Source organism: Vibrio sp. DNB22_10_4 (genome assembly GCF_052879755.1).
Window position 1 is genome coordinate 153,708 of the sequence record NZ_JBNNXW010000003.1, and the last position, 18,958, is coordinate 172,665.

Below are 18,958 nucleotides of genomic sequence, written 5' to 3' on the forward strand. Positions count from 1 at the left end.
CATATTTTGCCCGTTATATTAATACCATGTTTGATAACGCTGAGATCTTGCTATGCCTTACCCAGTAAATAAAGTCTTTGCCACACTCGCTCTTTCAGCCTTGCTTGTCGTTCCTTTGACGGCAAACGCGGGCTTTTTCTCTGACGACCAGGCTGCTAATAAACAGAGCGGTCATGAGTTAGTCCAAGATGTAGAAACGGGTGATACTCGCGTTGAGTTCGATGAAGATCAGGACGAAGTCTTTGATGCCGTTCAACAAGGTCTCATTAAGCCTTTCTCTGAGCTATTTGCGACGGTAGAAAACGATCTTAACGGCCGCGTGATAAAAGTCGAGCTTGAAGAAGATGACAACGAGTGGATTTACGAGCTCAAGCTATTGCATGATCAAGACGTTATAAAAGTCGAATACAATGCAACAACACTGGAGATGATGGAAATCAAAGGCCATAATCTACAACGAGTTATCAAAAAATAAATCACAATTAACTATATGACTCGCAAACAACTATATAACTCGCAATCAACTATAAATAAAAAAGAGAAAGATAATGAAGATTCTTGTTGTTGAAGATGAACCAAGATTGGGTGAACAGATCTTAGAAACACTTGAAAGCGCAGGCTGGGTACCTGAGCTCGCTCAAGATGGTATTGATGCACTTTATCGCGCTACGTCTGAAGATTGGGATGCGATTGTGCTCGATCTAGGACTTCCAAAAATCGATGGCCTCACGGTGTTGAAAGGTATTCGAGATGAAGGCATTAACACGCCAGTCGTTATCCTTAGCGCTCGTGACACCCTAACACAGCGCGTTGAAGGTCTTAACGCAGGTGCAGATGACTACCTCACCAAGCCATTTGAGATGATTGAACTCATCGCCCGGATTCGCGCACAGCTTCGCCGTGCTTCGGGTAACGCCTCTCCACTGATGCAAATTGGCGATCTAAGCTTAGATACAAGAACGTCTAAAGTGATGTGGCAAGGTAGTGCAGTGAGTCTCACGGCGCTCGAGTACAAAGTTGTCGCTTATTTTATGCATAATGCCGACAAGGTCATTTCCCGCACTGAGCTGGTTGAGCACATTTACAAACAAGACTTTGATCGCGACTCCAACACGATTGAAGTATTTATCGGCCGTATCCGTAAAAAGATCGCCCCGAATGTCATAAGAACCGTTCGAGGACTAGGGTATCAGCTGAATGCCTAATCTTTCCAAAGAGAGACTGCGCAAAGGAGTCAAAAAGCTCAGTCTCAGAACTCGACTATTACTCGCAGCGACACTATGGCTCGCCGCCATGACCATTGCCGCTGGCGTATCCATTCCCGGGTTAGTTCGAGATTACTTAATCAGTGATCTCGAAGTTCAACTTGGTCATGCCATGGATGAAATTGCCGCCAACCTCGAGGTCGACGACAAAGGTCAGCTTATTCTTTCGGCTCAACTCTCCGATCCTCGCTTCAATCAGCCATATAGCGGTCTTTACTGGCAAATTGAAACCAAGCAAGACATCCAACGCTCCCGTTCGCTCTGGGATCAAACTCTGCGCACTAAAGGCAAAGAGAAACAGCCCCATTACTTTGGTGCCAAAGATGAAAGGCTCATCACTATAAAGCGCACTTTGTTTCTGCCAGAAGTCAGTGACGGAGTCACCATTATTATCGGCCAAGATGAAGACCCTATTGATGACACACTAGAATCCCTCACCGGTGAGCTTTGGCTCATTCTCGGTGTTATGGTCTTCGGTATATTAGCGCTCATCATTGGCCAAGTAAGCTGGTCTTTGCGTCCACTAGGTAAAATGCAACGTGAGCTACAAAGTCTAAGAGCCGGCGAGCAGCACTCATTAGACGAGCAGTACCCTAAAGAGATTGCGCCGCTGGTTAAAGATCTCAACGCACTACTGTTTCACTATCAAGAGCTTCTTGAACGAGCAAGGCATCATGCCGGCAACCTATCACACGCGCTTAAAACGCCGCTGTCTGTGCTAAAGAATGAGCTTGATAGCCTATCTGCTGAAGACCGCGCCAAGTTGGAGCCACAAATTGCTCAAATCCAAGCACAAATCGATTACCACTTAGGCCGAGCACGCATGGCGGGTGCGATGAACATCCTCGCAGTGAAATCGTCCCCTAGTGAGCGCGTCGATGCTATCTCGCTCGCCTTTGACAAAGTCTTTGCCGAACGAGAAATTGCGCTTATTAGCGAGCTTGATACCGACTTGGAAGTCGCGGTTGAAAAAGCCGACTTAGATGAGATGCTTGGCAACCTACTAGAGAACGCTTACAAGTGGGGCAACAGTATAATTCGAGTTCACTCCAATGATATTGACGACTCTGAAGTCGAACTCATCATCGAAGACGACGGGCCGGGCATTCCAGCAGAGCAATGCCGAGAAGTCACCAAACGCGGCGTTCGCCTGGATGAAAGCACACCTGGCACGGGTCTTGGACTCAATATTGTCTCTGAAATGGCGCACAGTTATCGTGGTCAACTAGAGCTTGGAGAGAGTAAAATGGGCGGATTGCGCGCAGTTCTTAAGCTAAAGCGCGCAAAGGGCGAAAAATAGTAGAGATATAAGCAATTTGCTATTGCCGAGCCCCAGTATGGATGTTAGTATCCGCGCTCGTTTTGAGAGTATCTTTACGATCCCTTAAAACGATTTAAGTTTTGACTAGGTCGCTATGTCAAAACGTATTTGTTAATTTTACTATTTTGAGAGTAAAAACTATGAAATTCGAAGCAGTAGTACGTACTGAACTAGGTAAGGGTGCGAGCCGCCGCCTACGTCACGCTGGTCAATTCCCAGCAATCGTTTACGGTGGTGAAGCAGCACCTCTATCAGTTGCTCTAAACCACGATGACATCGTAAACCAAATGGACAAGCCAGAATTCTACGAAGGCATCACTCTAGTGGTTGCTGGCGAAGAAGTTAAGGTTAAGCCACAAGACGTTCAACGTCACGCGTTCAAGCCAAAAGTTGAGCACATGGACTTCATCCGTATCTAATTCCCCTACCAAGGAATTAATCGGATTTAATCCAAACCTTATGCATAGAAAGATTCTCGGCCTTACCAACCAAGAATTTTAAAAAATTCGAAACCCCGATGCTACCAACATCGGGGTTTCACCGTTTTAAAAGGGGGCAAAACTCTCTTAACCTCTGGTTACTAAAGACTTTTCACACTTCCCTCTTCTTCGCACTCCCCTTCACGATCAGTAAAATTACAAAATAATTACAATATACAGTAGTTGAAAACCCCGGTTTCAGCCCCTACCATCAGGCTAGCAAAATGAATAACCATTCAAAACATTGCCTAGTTCGAAAGCCATTTAGCCAACATATCAACACTCAAAAAAGTGCCATTTTTCTTTAAGGGACGTCATTTGGGCTGCTTAATCCGCTTTCCGCTATTTTTTAGTCGCCACAATAAGAGCGAGATGTTTGCTGCTAATGGAGGCGCTTATGAAATATCGGACTTTGAAACCCCAACAATTTCTCGATGAGTTCTATCCCGACTCTGGGATTGGTATCCGCACTGTCTATAACTGGCTCGATCGCGGATTGCTCACCTTCGTTCTGACTCCCACAGGTAAAAGGCTGGTGGTCATCGACGAGTACGTCCTTTCTCTTACCGCTCGCACTGATCTATAAGCCTTGGTAAGACGATATGGGACGCAGACGCACCGAGCGCAATTCAGACCTTCCCCCCTATCTGTATCGCTACAGAGATGCACAAGGTCGAATCCGATTCCAGTTGGAGCTCATCGATAAAACTCGTATCACGCTCCCGCCTGGCGTCTCGCCCCATATCGCCAAGATGCAAGCAACGAACTACAACATCCGTTACCGCGACACGTCGGCTATTTTTGACCGCATAAGTGATGACGGCCACGCCAAGAAACCAACCGGGAGCCGCTTCAATGTTCCTTTATGCGACGCCATCCAGATTGTGGATAGAGAAGTCGTACGAGAAGAGCTCTCCGACGGTTACTTACAAAAGTATCGAAGCACCATGGTTAAGCTTGAGAGCGAACTTGGCGGTGTACTGACACGTAACCTCAATCTCGAACTGGTCAATGAGTTTCTCGAAGAGCACTATCACTCTACCAGCGCCAAAAACTTCAATAACATTCTTGCTCATATTAAGAAGTTGGCGAGCTACCTCGCGGACAAGACCTACATCTTGGATAACTTCATGCGTAACAAAAAGAACCGAAAAATCACGCGCAGCGAAGGCAAGAAGACACGTCAGCCATTAACAATGGAAGACTTCATGGCGATTCATGACGCTGCGCCTACGTTTCTTAAAGTAGCAATGAGACTCGCTTTTGAGACGACTCATGCGGTGAAGGAAATCACCAGAATCAAACACACCATCCCTCGCCCTAAAGAAGGCGTATGTGGCATTGTTTGGAACGACAAACGCCAGCCAATGCACATCAATGGTATCGAAGTGTATGGCACGCTCTACATCCACAGACAAAAATCCAGAAACCATGACAGCTCTCGGGTCGCGATCCCTGTGACTCGAGGCATTTATGAAACCATAGAACTAGCAAAAACCGATCGCCTTGTTTGCCCCTACGCAGTTAGACGACGTCCGCGCCAATCACAAAGAGGAACGGCGAAAGGCAACGATCACCCTTTTCAACTTGATAGCCAGTACTTAAGCAAGGCATTCAGTCGCGTTCGCGATGAAGTAGGTGTAAAAGCGAACCTACCAAAAGCCGAGCGCCCGACTTTTCATGAAATACGCGGTCTATCAGCAAGAGAGTTCGAACGACGCGGCTACAACCCAAGCGCAAGAATGGCTCACAGCAATACTAAGACAACCGAAATCTACACAAAACCGGCTGAATTAACTTGGGTAGCGGTCGAACCACTCGATATTTGGGAAAATAATTGTGAAGTTCGTGTACCTGCGCCCTATAGATAGAGCAGAAAATTAAATTGAGGAGAAAGACATGTCATATTCAATTGGTATTGTCGTAAACGTTGGAACAGGAACCGTTCCTTTTGCTGACATTTTACTTGCAGGTGATGGAAGCTCTACTCGCTTCTTCGGAGCAAATGCCTCGAGTTTAAAATGCCACGGAAGTGTCTATTTGAATAATATCTATTGGCGCTCCCATAAACCCTATGCCGAAAATATACTCCCACTTAGGATTCCACTGCCAGAAGGCTACAAAAATAGAATGGCTAGCCTATACGCCACCTTCATCGATGACTTTCTCAAGCTCAACAGCTTTGTAGAAAAGGTGAGCCACCCAGCCTTAACACCCTTCGTTGAAAAACTGCAGCATGACGAAGGCTTGTTGGAAGCATTCATCACCATCCCTGCTAGTATGGACAATCATCACTCGTGTTCACATGGACTGTTAGCACATTCGGTAGAAGTAACCCAGCTTACGCTCGATCGCCTCTCCGCGCTCAATAAGTCTGACGAGGAGATACAAGTAGGTATCATCGGCGCCCTTTTTCACGATATTGGCAAGTGCTTCCATGCTGCTTGTACAAACGAGCTTAAATACGTGCCAAATAACCATGAAGAAAAAACCATGGTGATACTTGCGGAAGCAATAAGCGCACTCTACAAGTGGGAGCCGAGCTGGCTTGACATTCTAGAGGCTTGCTGGGCGACAAGCGCGAGCGTTAGAAATGTGAGTAGCCCTATCGTAAGCATTGTTCGCAATGCAGATAAGGACTCTGCCTGCGATGACTACTGTGTTAGAGAGTTTGAGGGGATGCCTAGCCGGTTCTGGTTTAAAGTCGTACGAGATAATGGGAATGTCACTAGGTTTTTGCGTTCTAGAACGCCACAGAAGCGTTTTGGGTAGAATCGGCGCGGGGTTAGGCGCAGCTGCATCAGCTTTAATTAATGTTCCATAAATTCGCATTCGTCGAGCATGCTAACGAGATTTAACGTAACTCTCGCTAGCACGTTTATGGACAATAACGCGTCAGTGATTTTACTAATTTAGCAAATGATCAATTAGCTCAGGTATAGTAAGCCTCTTCTTAGATGACCAAAATCACTGAGCCACGACAAAGAAGGTTCAGTTTAATTAATAAAACAAGAGACAAAAACTTTATCTGCTACTATTAACCACTAAATTGCAATCAGCCAAAAAGTTTAGTGAGTCGACAAGAAACTTCTGATATCTAACTTTTTTCTGACTCAAAGTTAGGTCTACGTTAAGAAAAACTCTGGTTTGTTGAGGGCAGTTTAATACTTCCTCTCGACCCAGCTCCTCTAACATATTAACTCTATCGTACAAGTTCTTAAACTCTCTTCTTGTTCCAAACTTATTGTATACATCTTCAAGCTCAAACAACGTTGAGTTTGCATGTAATCTTTTGGATACATTATTTAAAGTTACCTTTATATCTTCTTCGGAAAAGTCACGTCCTAAAGGATACTCAAAATCAAAAAGAGCTGCGTTAGGCAGTTCGTCAAGGGCAGGATTGAAGTAACCAATCATCTCATTATTTTTTTTGAATCGACTGTTACACCTATCTCCTGATGGTACAAAGTTATGTAATGACAGCGCTAAAAAAGGGAACTTAGACTTAGGGAAATAGTGATCGATAGCAGGTCTGTAGCGTGTTAAAGGCTCAATACTTTCATCAGCACAATAGGGACAGTAATGCAAATCAATCAGGTTAACTATTTCTGCACCAAACCTAGCTATAACATAATCATAATTGAAGGCGCTGGATAGACATTCTAACCAATGTGGAAACTTTGCCTTGAAATTATCGTTAGCCTGAACTGTCCCATTGACTATACTGGTAAGCTTTCCAAGTTGAGCTTTAATCTCACCTGCTTTAGTTGCTTGGTTCATATTCTCAACAAACTCGCCGAGTAAAATCGAAGGTTTTGTGGTAAGGAAGGCATCCACCTCGGTAAGCACATCTCTCTTGATATTTTCTATAGCCAGCTTACCTTCATTCGTTCTAAGATTTAGATGATTACATTTAGTGTCTACATTAAAAGAATTGAAAAAGTGCTTAGGGTTAAAACGCTCAGCCAGAATTGGGATACTCTCAAAAATCTCTTCGCAGGCGACTTCCAAAACAAGAGCATCTGAAGATAGAAGAAGTCGGAGACCAGCAGCATCAAAATACAAATGGAGTTTCTCTCGCAATTCACCTTCCAGGCCCTCGAACGCTGCATCCAACCTTGGGCGCACATAGTCGAGACAAAAAGCCAAATACCTTTCAATAAAATCTGCGGAATATAATACCTTCAACTGAATCATTCAGTGTCTCCCAGCATACGTCTAATATTTGAATTCTTTATTTTTCTGACTAACTCTCTATCAAACGCTGTTTGACACTCATTAATTTTGTTATTCATGATTCTATCGATATGAGATTTAGAGTGGCTACCAAACGTGGAACTCAGGTGCATACCATCCATATAAAGTTGCAAAATCTGAGTACCAAAACCGAAAGACTCCCCTACTAGAGGGGATTGTCTTGGTTCCCGATATAAAGAGACAATATCTTCAGGTAGGAAGTCGCCGATGATTATAGGAGAGTGAGATGTAAGAACTAGTTGTACACTATCTCGTGGATACTCAGCTTTCAAAAAACTCAGCGTATCAGCCAAAAACTCTCTTTGCCAATCAGGATGCAAGTACAAATCGACCTCGTCCATGACAATCAAGTGACTTTCCGAACTAGAACGCTTTTCGTCATTGATATAATAGAAAAGCTCGGCAAATAAGTTTAGCTTTGCAAATTCTCCTGTACTGAAGCCTTTCCAACCATAATGGAAGTTAGAAACCACATTACTTGGAAGTTTGGATATTGACATCATTAGGTCGATCACTAACGCTGTCTGCGAAGAGGTAAATCTATCTTTATCTTTTACCTCAATATCCATTCGGTGTTCACTGATGACTTCCGATATTCTTCTAATTGCTCCCACCACGTCGTGAAACCGCTTGCAAATTATAAATGCATCAGCTTCTGATATTACTTTAACCTCGGAGTGCTCGTACATCTTGCTACTAAGTATGAGATCTAGAACAGTATCTGGTTCTGATAGGTCTACTCGGCCTGTCATAGAACCACATAGTAACTTTAAAAACATGAAATCTTGCAACTTAGCTCGAAATCCTGAGTACTTGGTAACATGTCTGAGAATCGATATAAGATTTACACGCATCAATTCTGAAAACAAAGATACACGCGGATCATCTACTGAATCCGATATGAAAGCTGGTCTGGTTTTAAGCATATGATCTAAAAGCTTTAGATCTTCAGAAGAAAGCTCAAACTCTTTTCTGACATCGTCCCTAGCTAAAAGGTTCTTAAGGTAAGTTGTAGAAGATGGCTTGAAGAAAAACTCAAACTCTACCTTAATATTTTGTTCATTCGCCATCCAAGAACTGTTCACGAAGAAGCTAATCAAACGAGATATTCTCTGGGCTAACTTCGTTGGGCTACCTGTTTTGTACTGAGCCAAAGATAAGTCATGTGAAAAAACATTTTTTCTAGTTCTTCTAGAAATCGTACTTGATTCACCACCAGATAAATTATTTGCTTTTATCAGCCTAACCTTATGATAATTAAGAAACCTTCTATAGTTATTGCTCACTTTCACCGTGTGCGTAGATTCAACTTTAATTGAGTCAACGTCAAAATTTATCGGGCAAAGATGATAGATTTTTTCCTTTTCATTGAACCAAATAAAGAATCCAGAAGAATCTGTCGCTTCATAAGAAGACTCGATAAAGTCCAGTAATGTACTTTTCCCCGTGCCGTTTTTGCCAACTATCGCAGTACTTTGAATGCCATGGTAATAGTCAAGGTTACTCTCAACAGTATCGAGACAAAGTTGTTGACGCTCAAAGGTTACTTGATGAGCATTTGATAGACTGACACCAATGTCCTCAAGGACATTGTGATGCTCAACATACATGTAAACTAATTTCATATACTTTTCTGTTCGCATTTGATTTGCTAAATAACCCTATCATCATCTAAACAAGTTTTTGTTCTAACAAGAAAAGGGGCAAAATTGTGCCAGAGCCAGCACCTGGCACACTGTTGGAAGAAACGCGCTAGATTACTAGTCTCTAGCGCATCCAATTGAGATTACGAAAGGTATTGTGAGCCTCCCCTAAAATAGAGTCCCCCACATCTCATTCATTCATTTAGATGGCAGTTATATCAATAGTATCTTCATGAATTTCTTGGTTATTTTCTAGTGATTGAGAAAGAAATCCACGTTCCATCTTTCCATCGCCTATGTAGAACAGCTTTGAGTTAGTCGGGAAGTAAGAGTTTTTAACCTCTTTAGCTCTAACTTTTTCAATAGGTTTAATTTCTTCATCTTCTTTAGGACTAGGCTCTCTAACATGCTCAGATATAGACACAAACGTCTGAGTATCACTTGGCAGATTCTTGCCAACAAATGACAGAATGATCTCCAAGTTAGTTTCATCAATATCCTCCTTGAGAATAGCGTCAAGCAAGAATGGTAGTCTATGGGCTGTTTTCGATTTTGCTATCATAGCGTTTAAAGCAAAGTGATAAGCCATGACGGTCTTGTGAAGTTCAACACCTTGACGTGGAAAAGAATGAATTCTGTACAAATCCAGATATCGAGAATCGGTCAAAGGCTTAAGCTCTAACAGTGATGTGTACTTTGTAAATATCTTCTTGAATGCCTTTTCCTGCCTAATTCGAGAGGATATTGTTTCTTGTTCAGTAACCATAGAGCCAAGAGACTGTTTAACACTTTCCAACTCGCTCTCTGAGTGTTCAATATCTGTTTGCATTTGCTTGTATAGCGTAATATTTGCTTTATTTTCTACCCATTGCTCAAATGTAACTCCGTCTACGTTTTTGTCCAAAAGAACGCCATAATCATTAGAGATTTCGGTATTGATAGCCATCATTTTTTTCTTAGACGAATTTATCTTGGATTTTTTATCGATTAGTTTATCTGTAATATGCGACTCAAGTTCGACAGTATCATTATATTTTTGATAATGGCTGTACAATCCTTCAAGAGAGTATGACAAAACCTGCGTGCATGCTGGACAGCGATCAACATCGTTATAATTCTGCTTTTTGATATTTCTCTTGGTTCTTTTCAGAATTTTATGGTGATTTTGCAATAGAGAAAGTTCATTACAAAGCTTAATGTACTTGTTCCTTTCTTCCTCTAATGAATTTGACTTTAAAACGTAGTTTTCTATGTAGGCTTCTGCTTGCTCGCCAAACGCTTCGTCAACTAAGTTAGAAAATTGGAACTCAGCTTTCTTACTATACCGCTTGAGATTATTTATATCAGCAGATAGTCGATCTCTTTCCTTCGATAACCTTCTATGCTCCACGCGATCAAAGCTATTACTTATACCCAGATAATAGTCTAAGTAGTCGTCTTTAAATCCCTTGTAATATTGAAGATTAGAGAATGACTCACGCAAATATACCCAACCAACAGACTGAGAAATATAATATGGTAAGAACATGCTTTCGAGTGGGGCAGATTTAAGTTCGCCTTTTTGCTCAAGAATAAGTGAGAATCCAACTAAATCTCTTATGTAGTCCTTCAGTCTAATGTGCTCAGCACTGTTATCGGCATCAACTCCATGGAAAGGAACTATTTTTCCACTTGGCTCTTTGACGTAGATGGATTTTGAGTCCCTAACAATGGTATAAGATTCCTGAATCTGACCTAGCTTCTTAGTAAAGTCTACTCTGAAAGTCGGCTGATATGAGAGAATTTCGTCTAAATTTTCTCTAACGTCATTAACACCAAACGTAAACAATAGACTCTGGATCAAAGAACTTTTACCTGATGTGTTGCGTCCACTAACTATGTTTACACCTGGTGAAAACTCTTCACTAAAACACGAATTATGCGATTCTGAGCTGACAAATAATCTGTTAAACGTAATTGTTGTGTTCATTACAAGGCCTCACCGTGGTGCTCTACAAATGCGCATAAAGTAGAGAAGAAAATATCAATATCTCTTAGATTGATGCTGTTTTTACTTTTAATGCTCGAAACGTACGCCTCAAACATTTCATCATGGCTGTAGTAGTCCATTGAGTAGTCATTGTCCTTAACGAAGCTTTTGATGATCTGGTGCTCGTTATTCATCATGTCTTTCAAAAACTCAAATGTATTCCTAATATAGTTTTCATGACTATTTTGGATGCCAATAGGAACTCGAAACTTATGGGCTAGTTCTTTTGAGTGATCTCTCCACAGCTTGAATGTCTTTTGCTCGGTTTCAATGATATCAACCGCTTTCTTGATCTCAACGCCCTCAACTCTCTTAGAACTGTCAAGTAAGGTAATAATTTTGTCTTGGTTGTAAATGGCTTCAACTTCCCTAAACAGGCTAAGAAGCAACTCAATGGCGGCTAAAGGATCTGATACATGTGGAAACTTCCTACTCATTAGCCCGACTAGGCAATCTTTTTGTGCACTCTTTGTACGTGGAAAATCCACCCACTGAATATGCAGATTATCGAGTTCAGGTTTGTGGTAAGTAAGTTCTTCCGTGCTACAAAAGCTGTCTACTTTCTTGTTGATTTTGTCTTTGATATCGTCAGGAACAGAATCGTATCTACACTTACAGTTCTGCTCGTTAAGAAGGTAGGTTATTTCCTTTTTTCCATAATCCTGTTCTTGCTTATTAGGTGTGTATTTAAGTTCGATGTCGGAGTTGGATACAAACGTTAGCTCATGAGTATAGCTTTGACATTTAGGCGCTGGGTCGTTTCTGAGATCGTTTCCAACTTCAAGCATCTTAGCTATCACTTCGGAGAATCGTTTGTTTATTGTCCAGACTTTGCCTGAGAGCTTTTTGGCCTGATAAGAATGGACTTCTTCGATATTGCTGCGACAATCTGTTCTGTAGCAAAATAGGAAGTCGTCATGATGCTCAATACTTAGAAAGAACTCTCTTTCCTTGAATCGACTATATTCGTTTAGGAGTAAGTACAACGCACAATTGCGCTGAAACTCGAACCCCAACAAAGCGTCAATACCTGAGTTAGCTGATTTTTTTCTTTTACTCAAAGCTTCACCTTAATCAAAACCCTCATGGCACCTTCATCAGACAATGCCCCTCACCCTTAAACTATGTGACACATTGCCACCAAAGTTGCTCAGTATGGGGGAACAGGTTTTGCATCTATGTTCCTGTATAGACGAACATTTTTACATACTTTGGGTAAAACGCATATCCCATCGTGCTCATATTCAGATTTCTAACTCAAAGATTAGCAACCCAAAATGAGGGGAAGACCTTGCGATTCGCTTAAATAATTAGCTTTAGTATGGCAATCACCGATAATGAGATATTAAGCGTAGCTTTACTCTAACTCGTTTTGGGGCACAAGTGATTTACGAAACAAGCTGTTTCGCAATTGTGCAAGACCCTCTCGCATAATTGGTTACTAGAGTTTGTCCAACAGGCTGTTGGACAATTGGAGCATGCATGAGTTGTTGCAGATTCTGCAACAACTGAGCTTTCTTGTTGTTCTGGCAACTGTTGCCAGAATTGCAACAGTTCAACTGCCGAGGAATCCTCGATAGTTGCTTGATAAGCAATGTACATAGTTTACACATTAGTAATGCTCTATAGCTAAACCACGCACTCTGAAACGGTTTGGGGCAAAAAAGTGTTTGCTACTGTCGGTTCACACAAACCTACCCCAAGTGAACTGATATAGGAAAGTGACTAGAGTTTTCCTTCGACTATGTCATTCACTACGAAGGCATGATAATCTTAATTTATAAAATCTATAAGTTATTAATTTAGTTAAGGAAAACGTCATGAACACTGGCTTAAAGTTATTGGCTATTACCGCTTCACTGAGTATCGTGGGGTGCGCGTCAAAACCCTACAATGCAGGTCAATACGCAATTGAGAATCAACGGCTCGCTTCAGAGTCGTCATTAGAAGCGGTTGAACCCGATGAGCAGTTCTCTAACGCGATGAAAATCATGTATGACTACACCCAAGTAGATATAGACAGAGCCAATAACCTTGACCGACCGTTCGTCCGAGGAAGTACGGCGACAAAAGATGCGATTAGCGCGGGTGGTACTGCCGCTCTGCTAGCAAGCGGTGCGTCTTTGTTGGATGCATCCTCTTTCCTCTTGGGCTCATCCTATAAAAAGGATGTCAGCTCACTCTATAACAACAACCGCATATTACGCTTCGTCGAAGTAAGTGAGTCCACGACACCAGCGGAGCTAGAACGATTAATCACTGGCCACCAAAAGGAACTCGCTCAGCTGATTGCCACTAGCTACAGAAAAGTCGATGTCGATTACACTTTTATTGACGAAACAAAGATCTCTCCAGAGCTAGAGAAAGTTTGGTACAAGAGCGCGTACCACGTCATTCCGAGGGATCGCACGGATTCGAAACGAAACTTTTCGAAGCTATGCAAACATAGTACACCTGAAGTCGAGAGTTTCATTACACGTCTAAATGCAATATACGACGTGAATTGCCAGTCTCAAGTGTTGAATCACCTCCAATTCGTGGTCAATGACGACCTACAGCCTGTTGCTGCATTCGACGGACGTAAAGTACCGAATTACGCTGTCATCAGTGCGATATTACCCGATGATTTTCCGATGAGTGCGTTAAGCAGTACGTACCCATATGACTACGCTTTTCAACCAGCCTTTGCTTGGTTCTATTCACCATCAAAGTTTGCCAGAACGTATGGAGAGAAGGATTTAAAACAGCAGTTCGAAGCCGGAAATGTGGTTTTTCTGCCTACATTAACCGCTCTTCAGACGAGCACAAATGTGCCTTTTAGCTACCAAAGCAAGTAATCGTTTGGTGACGTAATCGAGGCGCAAAGTCGCTCTGCTTGCCAACGTTCTTCAGCACGTTCGCTTCTGGGCGCAAGATATGACGATGTAAAAAAAACGCCACCCAGAGCCTGTTCTTCTTCAGCTTTGGGTGACGTTTTCCTAACGATTCGGTAGAAAAATCTGGACTAAAACAGTTTAAGCTCCGACGCCGATAGATCGATAGTTTCTATGCAATGGCCAGTATTTGAACTAACACGCTTACTGGAGGGTGGTTGTGCGCTCACTTTCTATCGCCATTAGCTAACTTAGGAAGTCATCAAAAAGAGAGGTATCGGCTTCAATGTCGTCCCACTGTCGCTGCAAGTCACCATGATCAGTATGGTCAGTCAATGAGAGGCTACTAAAAAACCTTGCTCTGGAGGCTGAACGCTGCAACGAACAGATTTCAGCATCACGATTCTGAAGCTCAGGCCGCGCTGCAGTATAGTGGGCATGCGTGAGTTGTTTTGTGTCGGTATTTTTGCTTCGTTGATGGCTCATGGTCTAACTCCTTTCTCGAACGGATGTAATTGAAACATCGTCAGTATGGCAGTGGCGGAATGCCCTCCCCCCAAAGAAAAACTAAAAGCCTGCATACTACAAGGCTTAGAACCCAAATGGGGGGAGGATATTCTTTTGTGAAGCAGCATTTGAAGTACTAACAGGTTTACTGGCTTAGAACTGACTGATACAAAGAGAGCAAAACGTATAGACTTATCTAGCTTTCGCATCGCTCCAATTACCCTCATAACTCATTGATAACCTGTTGGAATAAGCCATATTCCAACAATTCACAATCCAACTCACCTTAGCCCCGTTAAGATACGCGCGCGCGGATGCGCCTAATAAATAACTTACGGTGGTGGTAATGAAAATCAAACTATTAGTGCTGACGATCGCAGCGTTCGCCCTCGCGGGATGCACATCTAAACCCGAATTAACGGCGGTTGAGCCAACCCTATGTGAACTGAGACCAAATCAAACGCTGGTCGGTGAAAAGACCATTAAGAGCAATGGTCGAGACGTCACGTCTTGCTACTATGAATGGGTGTACGAGCCAAGTGGTCATATCATGGATGTGATCGCGCCTGACTATACGGTTTACTCCGCTACGACATACATCTACAAGGGCAAAGTCGATACTTGGAACAACATCAGCAACATGACGGCCAAAGAGCTCCGTGAGGAGCAGCGACAGCAAGAGCAAGCGCGTAAGCGTGCCCAAAGAGAAGCCAAAGAACAAGCCTGTCAAAGCAGTCCTGAGTGCATGGCAGAGCGAGAAAAGAAGAAGCAGGCACAGCAAGAGCACAACCAAATTTGTGATGGTTTTTTCAAAGATTTAAGCGCGAAGACCACCTTTACTCACGAACGTATCGTCGTCGCTAGACCCATGATGACGGGAGCCTATCTTTGCGTGGCACAGGGACTGGTTGAAACGCCACATGGCAGCAGGTTTAAGCAAATACAACTTACTGGCAACCCCGAAACCGGTGTGTACGAATACAAGTAGCTCAAAAATGACGAAAGCCGCTGGCTGTATGCGTTAGCGGCTTTGGTAAAAGTTTGATGACTGGATGACTGGATGACTTGAGCACTACTTGTCGCGATGCCAGGAGCCTGCTAGCTTACCGTTTACATAGTTCTCTCTAATGATGAGGACGCCTTTTTCATTGTAAGCCTTTGACACACCATGTCGTTCACCATTGACATAATTCGTCTCTCCTTTAAGAGCGCCGCTTTCAAAATAGCCCTTAGCTAAACCCTCAGCCACACCCTTGGAATAGGGCTGTGTTACTTTAATTGCCCCACTTTCATAGTAGTTAGAAACGAGCCCCTGAAGTAGACCATTCTTATAGAACTCTTTAGACTGTAAAGCTCCGCTTTCATAATAAACCTTCGCCACGCCTTCAAGTTTACCGTTAACTTTATTTTGCTCTTTCCATAATGCACCATTTTCATAGTAGCCTTTGACAATGCCCTCTATAAGGCCATTGACTGAAGACTGTTCTAGTTTAATGGCTCCACTTTCATAGAACTCTCTTCCTAGTCCCTCTTGTAAACCATTAGCAAAGTTCAACTCTATTTTCGCGGTACCACTTTCATAAAACTCGCGATGTATTCCATCTTGAACACCGTTGGACATGTTTATCTCAATTTGGATTGCGCCGCTTTCATAGTAGGCCTTAACAATGCCCTCTAGCTTCCCATTAACGTAATTCTGCACGAACTCTTTGCCACCGCTTTGGTAATATTGAGTTGCAAGGCCTTCCTGCTTTCCATTCTTATAATTAACTCGACTTTGGATCGCACCACTTTCAAAGTACTCCAACTGTTCACCATGGAGTTGACCGTTCACATACTGAAATGCGCCTTTTAACGAGTCATTTTTGTGAAAAGTCTTGGCAAGTCCCTCTTGCTTACCATGCACGTAGTGGATTTCTTTGTGCCTAGCGCCATTGTCATAAAACTCTTTGAGGCTACCATGCCATTGATTATTGAGATAACTCCCGGTTCGAAATAGACGGCCATTCTCAAAATATATGACTTGCTTACCATTAAGTTTTCCGTCTTTATACTGTTCCTTACCCTTCAATTTCCCGCTTTCATAGTAAATTATCGTCTCACCATCCTGCAGGCCGTCCTTGTGGTTCTCTTGTGTTTTCAGCGCCCCACTTTCGTAATATGTCTTGACTACTTCTGCCACAGCCCCAAACGACAGAAAAATGCTCAATAAAACAACTACTTTACTCACTTATTTATACCCAAATCCATTTTATAAATTGCTTTCGGATACTATCAGAATGAAAACTAAGTGCATATACAAGGAGTAAAAAATGAGAGGGAGGTGGGCGAGTCACAAATCAATCGCTTACTGCGCTGCCCACCAGCCGATGACACAATCGCGAGACGACTGTTCGTTGACGCAAATTGCCACGTGTTGTTCGAGCTTGTCTGCCGCAATTATCGGGTGAGCGTCAATGATAGGGTAGCGAACTGAGACAGCGCTAGGTTCAAGATTACGAAGTTCCGCATGTGTCAAAACGGTTCTACCTTGGATATCCAGCGCGAAGATATTGTTGCCCGACTTGTATCCTTGATAATTAATAGCATCGACCGGTAACGACTCACCAGCTGACGTTTGCTCCACCTGCTCCATCAGGTCTTGCCATGCCCAAGCTTGTTCCTGCATCTATGACAGTCTCTCCTCCCTAGTTTATATCAACACTCACGCAACACCTTATAAACCGTCGACCGACTGCACCCCAACTCACGGCTAATCGCATTCTTACTCCAACCACCAGAAGCCAAGTCTTTAATACGTTGATGTAGCTCCAAATTGGGATAACGTCCGAGGTGCTTACCTAACGCTCGCGCTCTTTCACGCCCTTCATTACAGCGCTGTAAAATCCGAGAACGTTCCATTTCAGCAAACGCACCGATGGTGGTGTAAATCACCCGGCCTACGTCACTGTTGATGTCTAAATCGCCAAGGTCATGACAAACAAGCCCCGCGCCACGCGCGCTTAATTGATCAGCGACGCCAAGCGCATCGATGGTGTTTCTAGCGATGCGATCCACTTTTGTCACGTGAACTACGTCTCCTTCTCTCGCAAATTCGAGAAGTTGTTTTAGTCCATTGCGCTCAGTGCTCTTACCGCTGGCTTTATCCTGAAAAATCTTTTCGCAGCCTATTTTGGATAGTTGTTCAATTTGAACATCAAGATTTTGTTCATCACTGCTGACGCGCGCATAACCTATTAACATGAGAACCCCTTTAAAGTGTCTGAAAAGTCCCTTTTGTTGCGTGTACATGTGCAGTTAGCAATTTGCAGACTTAATGCACACGATTTAGGGTACCATTCGGCCAAACCAGCAGAGTCCGAAAAGGTACAAGTTCTGAGACACCACAGGGCGCTGTTTTCGCAGCGTTTAATCAATTTTTATCATGACTTACTTTTGTGTAAGTTTAATCTTGATACTATTGCCTACAGAGCTAGATTGGGTAGTTTCTGCATTTAACCCAACACCAAAGAATTCAATCTTAATGCCGCCTGATTTATCAGTAGAAATATACATTCCCATTTCTACTACAAGTGATTTCAAGCTAGTGTCTTGATTTTCGGCTATCACCTTCACAGCTTCAGCCAAATGCGAAACAATATATACAATATGTTGATCTAACTCTTTTGACTCAGGGGTCCTTGCGTTAGGATTTACAGTAAAAGCAAGCTTTACCATATTTGATGAGCCAACCTCAGCGCTACCTGAACTCACCACTTCAAAACCACCACCAGCAGATTTCGTTCCTTCAGCTATTAAGGTAATTGTTGCTTCATCGATGATAAGCTCCGTTTCACCTGACAATTGCTGATTAATACTACCTAGTAGGCTCGATATTTCTTCTAATGATTGTTTCACGGTTGCTGCTGTGCGCTCAGGCGGCCCTAAGTTACTACAACCAGAAAAAATCAGTACCCAAATGAATATAACAACCTTTTTCATAACTCCTCCTTAAGTCATAGCGCTCGCTAAAATGACGAGCTACAAACCATCAAGCATGAATTGAAGCCCGTAATCACAAAAATCAAAGTCGCGCGCCAGTTAAACCTAACCAGTCCTAGCCAACTCTATTACCGTTCGCGGAAACTGATATTTATCGAAATTTGGACGATTTTTCACTCGCCGACATAATTTGACTAACATTGCTATATCTTCTTCGTCATTGTCCCAAAAAAATTCTCCCGCAAGTCGTACAGCCCCCCACATGGCGCTAGCCTTAAGGTAATCTACTCTGTTGCGTCGTAGTAGCTTGAAAAAAATGTCATCCGTTTTCTCTCTGTCTACTTGGTGGATATAGAATAACCAATCATGGATGAGAGCCGGGAGCATGACGTCAGGATTGAAAGGTGAATAGGTAAGTTGCCATGCTGCTGGGGGGATGCTCGCTCCATCATATCGAAACGATTTGGGAACCACGATTTCGATTCCATCGATTACAAGCTCGTAATCCCGCAGCAACTCGTATCTATTTTCTGCTGGTATTGGCTTAAGCGTCGGTTGCTTCATATTTTACTCCATAGAGTTAAACTTCATCATATTCAACGG

Annotated in this window: 19 protein-coding genes; 9 read left to right on the plus strand and 10 right to left on the minus strand. The window is 42.9% G+C overall.

Features of this window, described 5'->3' with window-relative positions:
- Positions 1-52 precede the first annotated feature (52 nt).
- The 7 genes from ACVA6Q_RS11630 to ACVA6Q_RS11660 all read left to right on the plus strand — a co-directional run bounded on the left by ACVA6Q_RS11630 (position 53) and on the right by ACVA6Q_RS11660 (position 5,837).
- Positions 53-475: a PepSY domain-containing protein gene (locus tag ACVA6Q_RS11630; protein ID WP_446647596.1), complete on the plus strand. Its 423-nt coding sequence runs from the start codon at positions 53-55 to the stop codon at positions 473-475.
- A gap of 73 nt (positions 476-548) precedes the next feature.
- Positions 549-1,205: a response regulator transcription factor gene (locus ACVA6Q_RS11635; protein ID WP_446647597.1), complete on the plus strand. Its 657-nt coding sequence runs from the start codon at positions 549-551 to the stop codon at positions 1,203-1,205.
- Positions 1,198-2,565: an ATP-binding protein gene (locus tag ACVA6Q_RS11640; protein WP_446647598.1), complete on the plus strand. Its 1,368-nt coding sequence runs from the start codon at positions 1,198-1,200 to the stop codon at positions 2,563-2,565. The genes ACVA6Q_RS11635 and ACVA6Q_RS11640 overlap by 8 nt, the downstream gene beginning before the upstream one ends.
- Positions 2,566-2,726: 161 nt before the next feature.
- Positions 2,727-3,005, plus strand: a complete 279-nt coding sequence (gene rplY, locus ACVA6Q_RS11645) for a 50S ribosomal protein L25 (protein ID WP_353498571.1) — start codon at positions 2,727-2,729, stop codon at positions 3,003-3,005.
- A gap of 457 nt (positions 3,006-3,462) precedes the next feature.
- Complete coding sequence (locus tag ACVA6Q_RS11650; protein WP_038230201.1) at positions 3,463-3,651, plus strand: hypothetical protein; 189 nt, start codon at positions 3,463-3,465, stop codon at positions 3,649-3,651.
- Positions 3,652-3,667: 16 nt separating this feature from the next.
- Positions 3,668-4,936: an integrase gene (locus ACVA6Q_RS11655; protein WP_446647599.1), complete on the plus strand. Its 1,269-nt coding sequence runs from the start codon at positions 3,668-3,670 to the stop codon at positions 4,934-4,936.
- A gap of 28 nt (positions 4,937-4,964) precedes the next feature.
- Complete coding sequence (locus ACVA6Q_RS11660; RefSeq protein WP_446647600.1) at positions 4,965-5,837, plus strand: hypothetical protein; 873 nt, start codon at positions 4,965-4,967, stop codon at positions 5,835-5,837.
- Between the two features lie 252 nt (positions 5,838-6,089).
- Here ACVA6Q_RS11660 and ACVA6Q_RS11665 read toward each other — a convergent pair whose 3' ends face one another.
- From ACVA6Q_RS11665 to ACVA6Q_RS11680, 4 genes are all read right to left on the minus strand, one after another.
- A complete protein-coding gene (locus ACVA6Q_RS11665; RefSeq protein WP_446647601.1) occupies positions 6,090-7,262 on the minus strand; it encodes a hypothetical protein in 1,173 nt (390 codons plus the stop codon).
- The gene (locus ACVA6Q_RS11670) at positions 7,259-8,947 is read right to left on the minus strand and encodes an AAA family ATPase (protein ID WP_446647602.1); all 1,689 of its coding nucleotides are present in this window, start codon (positions 8,945-8,947) and stop codon (positions 7,259-7,261) included. Before ACVA6Q_RS11670 ends, ACVA6Q_RS11665 begins: the two co-directional genes overlap by 4 nt.
- Before the next feature lie 220 nt (positions 8,948-9,167).
- Entirely contained in the window at positions 9,168-10,934 is a 1,767-nt protein-coding gene (locus ACVA6Q_RS11675; protein WP_446647603.1) for a hypothetical protein, read from the minus strand.
- A complete protein-coding gene (locus tag ACVA6Q_RS11680) occupies positions 10,934-12,055 on the minus strand; it encodes a dsDNA nuclease domain-containing protein (RefSeq protein WP_446647604.1) in 1,122 nt (373 codons plus the stop codon). Before ACVA6Q_RS11680 ends, ACVA6Q_RS11675 begins: the two co-directional genes overlap by 1 nt.
- A gap of 759 nt (positions 12,056-12,814) precedes the next feature.
- On the opposite strand from ACVA6Q_RS11680, the gene ACVA6Q_RS11685 reads away from it, so the two are divergent.
- Entirely contained in the window at positions 12,815-13,831 is a 1,017-nt protein-coding gene (locus ACVA6Q_RS11685) for a hypothetical protein (RefSeq protein WP_446647605.1), read from the plus strand.
- A 282-nt stretch (positions 13,832-14,113) separates the two neighbouring features.
- Here ACVA6Q_RS11685 and ACVA6Q_RS11690 read toward each other — a convergent pair whose 3' ends face one another.
- Positions 14,114-14,353, minus strand: a complete 240-nt coding sequence (locus tag ACVA6Q_RS11690) for a hypothetical protein (RefSeq protein WP_446647606.1) — start codon at positions 14,351-14,353, stop codon at positions 14,114-14,116.
- Between the two features lie 367 nt (positions 14,354-14,720).
- Between ACVA6Q_RS11690 and ACVA6Q_RS11695 the strand changes: the two genes are divergently transcribed.
- Positions 14,721-15,362, plus strand: a complete 642-nt coding sequence (locus tag ACVA6Q_RS11695) for a hypothetical protein (protein ID WP_446647607.1) — start codon at positions 14,721-14,723, stop codon at positions 15,360-15,362.
- Between the two features lie 84 nt (positions 15,363-15,446).
- Here ACVA6Q_RS11695 and ACVA6Q_RS11700 read toward each other — a convergent pair whose 3' ends face one another.
- The 5 genes from ACVA6Q_RS11700 to ACVA6Q_RS11720 all read right to left on the minus strand — a co-directional run bounded on the left by ACVA6Q_RS11700 (position 15,447) and on the right by ACVA6Q_RS11720 (position 18,919).
- Positions 15,447-16,604 carry a toxin-antitoxin system YwqK family antitoxin gene (locus ACVA6Q_RS11700; protein WP_446647608.1) on the minus strand — a complete coding sequence of 386 codons (1,158 nt, stop codon included), beginning with the start codon at positions 16,602-16,604 and terminating at the stop codon, positions 15,447-15,449.
- 117 nt (positions 16,605-16,721) lie between these two features.
- On the minus strand, positions 16,722-17,042 hold the full coding sequence (locus tag ACVA6Q_RS11705; RefSeq protein WP_446647609.1) for a hypothetical protein: 321 nt from the start codon (positions 17,040-17,042) through the stop codon (positions 16,722-16,724).
- 29 nt (positions 17,043-17,071) lie between these two features.
- Entirely contained in the window at positions 17,072-17,617 is a 546-nt protein-coding gene (locus ACVA6Q_RS11710; RefSeq protein ID WP_446647610.1) for a recombinase family protein, read from the minus strand.
- A gap of 186 nt (positions 17,618-17,803) precedes the next feature.
- Complete coding sequence (locus ACVA6Q_RS11715) at positions 17,804-18,355, minus strand: hypothetical protein (RefSeq protein WP_446647611.1); 552 nt, start codon at positions 18,353-18,355, stop codon at positions 17,804-17,806.
- Positions 18,356-18,460: 105 nt separating this feature from the next.
- Positions 18,461-18,919, minus strand: coding sequence for a DUF1353 domain-containing protein (locus ACVA6Q_RS11720; RefSeq protein WP_446647612.1), 459 nt, complete (start codon positions 18,917-18,919; stop codon positions 18,461-18,463).
- Positions 18,920-18,958: the final 39 nt, after the last annotated feature.

Coding starts and splice junctions, on each gene's coding strand:
- ACVA6Q_RS11655 (WP_446647599.1), top strand. CDS start 3,668: ATGGGACGCAGACGCACCGAGCGCAATTCAGACCTTCCCCCCTATCTG.
- ACVA6Q_RS11670 (WP_446647602.1), bottom strand. CDS start 8,947: ATGAAATTAGTTTACATGTATGTTGAGCATCACAATGTCCTTGAGGAC.
- ACVA6Q_RS11690 (WP_446647606.1), bottom strand. CDS start 14,353: ATGAGCCATCAACGAAGCAAAAATACCGACACAAAACAACTCACGCAT.
- rplY (WP_353498571.1), top strand. CDS start 2,727: ATGAAATTCGAAGCAGTAGTACGTACTGAACTAGGTAAGGGTGCGAGC.
- ACVA6Q_RS11705 (WP_446647609.1), bottom strand. CDS start 17,042: ATGCAGGAACAAGCTTGGGCATGGCAAGACCTGATGGAGCAGGTGGAG.
- ACVA6Q_RS11720 (WP_446647612.1), bottom strand. CDS start 18,919: ATGAAGCAACCGACGCTTAAGCCAATACCAGCAGAAAATAGATACGAG.
- ACVA6Q_RS11630 (WP_446647596.1), top strand. CDS start 53: ATGCCTTACCCAGTAAATAAAGTCTTTGCCACACTCGCTCTTTCAGCC.
- ACVA6Q_RS11715 (WP_446647611.1), bottom strand. CDS start 18,355: ATGAAAAAGGTTGTTATATTCATTTGGGTACTGATTTTTTCTGGTTGT.
- ACVA6Q_RS11635 (WP_446647597.1), top strand. CDS start 549: ATGAAGATTCTTGTTGTTGAAGATGAACCAAGATTGGGTGAACAGATC.
- ACVA6Q_RS11710 (WP_446647610.1), bottom strand. CDS start 17,617: ATGTTAATAGGTTATGCGCGCGTCAGCAGTGATGAACAAAATCTTGAT.
- ACVA6Q_RS11695 (WP_446647607.1), top strand. CDS start 14,721: ATGAAAATCAAACTATTAGTGCTGACGATCGCAGCGTTCGCCCTCGCG.
- ACVA6Q_RS11665 (WP_446647601.1), bottom strand. CDS start 7,262: ATGATTCAGTTGAAGGTATTATATTCCGCAGATTTTATTGAAAGGTAT.
- ACVA6Q_RS11685 (WP_446647605.1), top strand. CDS start 12,815: ATGAACACTGGCTTAAAGTTATTGGCTATTACCGCTTCACTGAGTATC.
- ACVA6Q_RS11650 (WP_038230201.1), top strand. CDS start 3,463: ATGAAATATCGGACTTTGAAACCCCAACAATTTCTCGATGAGTTCTAT.
- ACVA6Q_RS11675 (WP_446647603.1), bottom strand. CDS start 10,934: ATGAACACAACAATTACGTTTAACAGATTATTTGTCAGCTCAGAATCG.
- ACVA6Q_RS11640 (WP_446647598.1), top strand. CDS start 1,198: ATGCCTAATCTTTCCAAAGAGAGACTGCGCAAAGGAGTCAAAAAGCTC.
- ACVA6Q_RS11660 (WP_446647600.1), top strand. CDS start 4,965: ATGTCATATTCAATTGGTATTGTCGTAAACGTTGGAACAGGAACCGTT.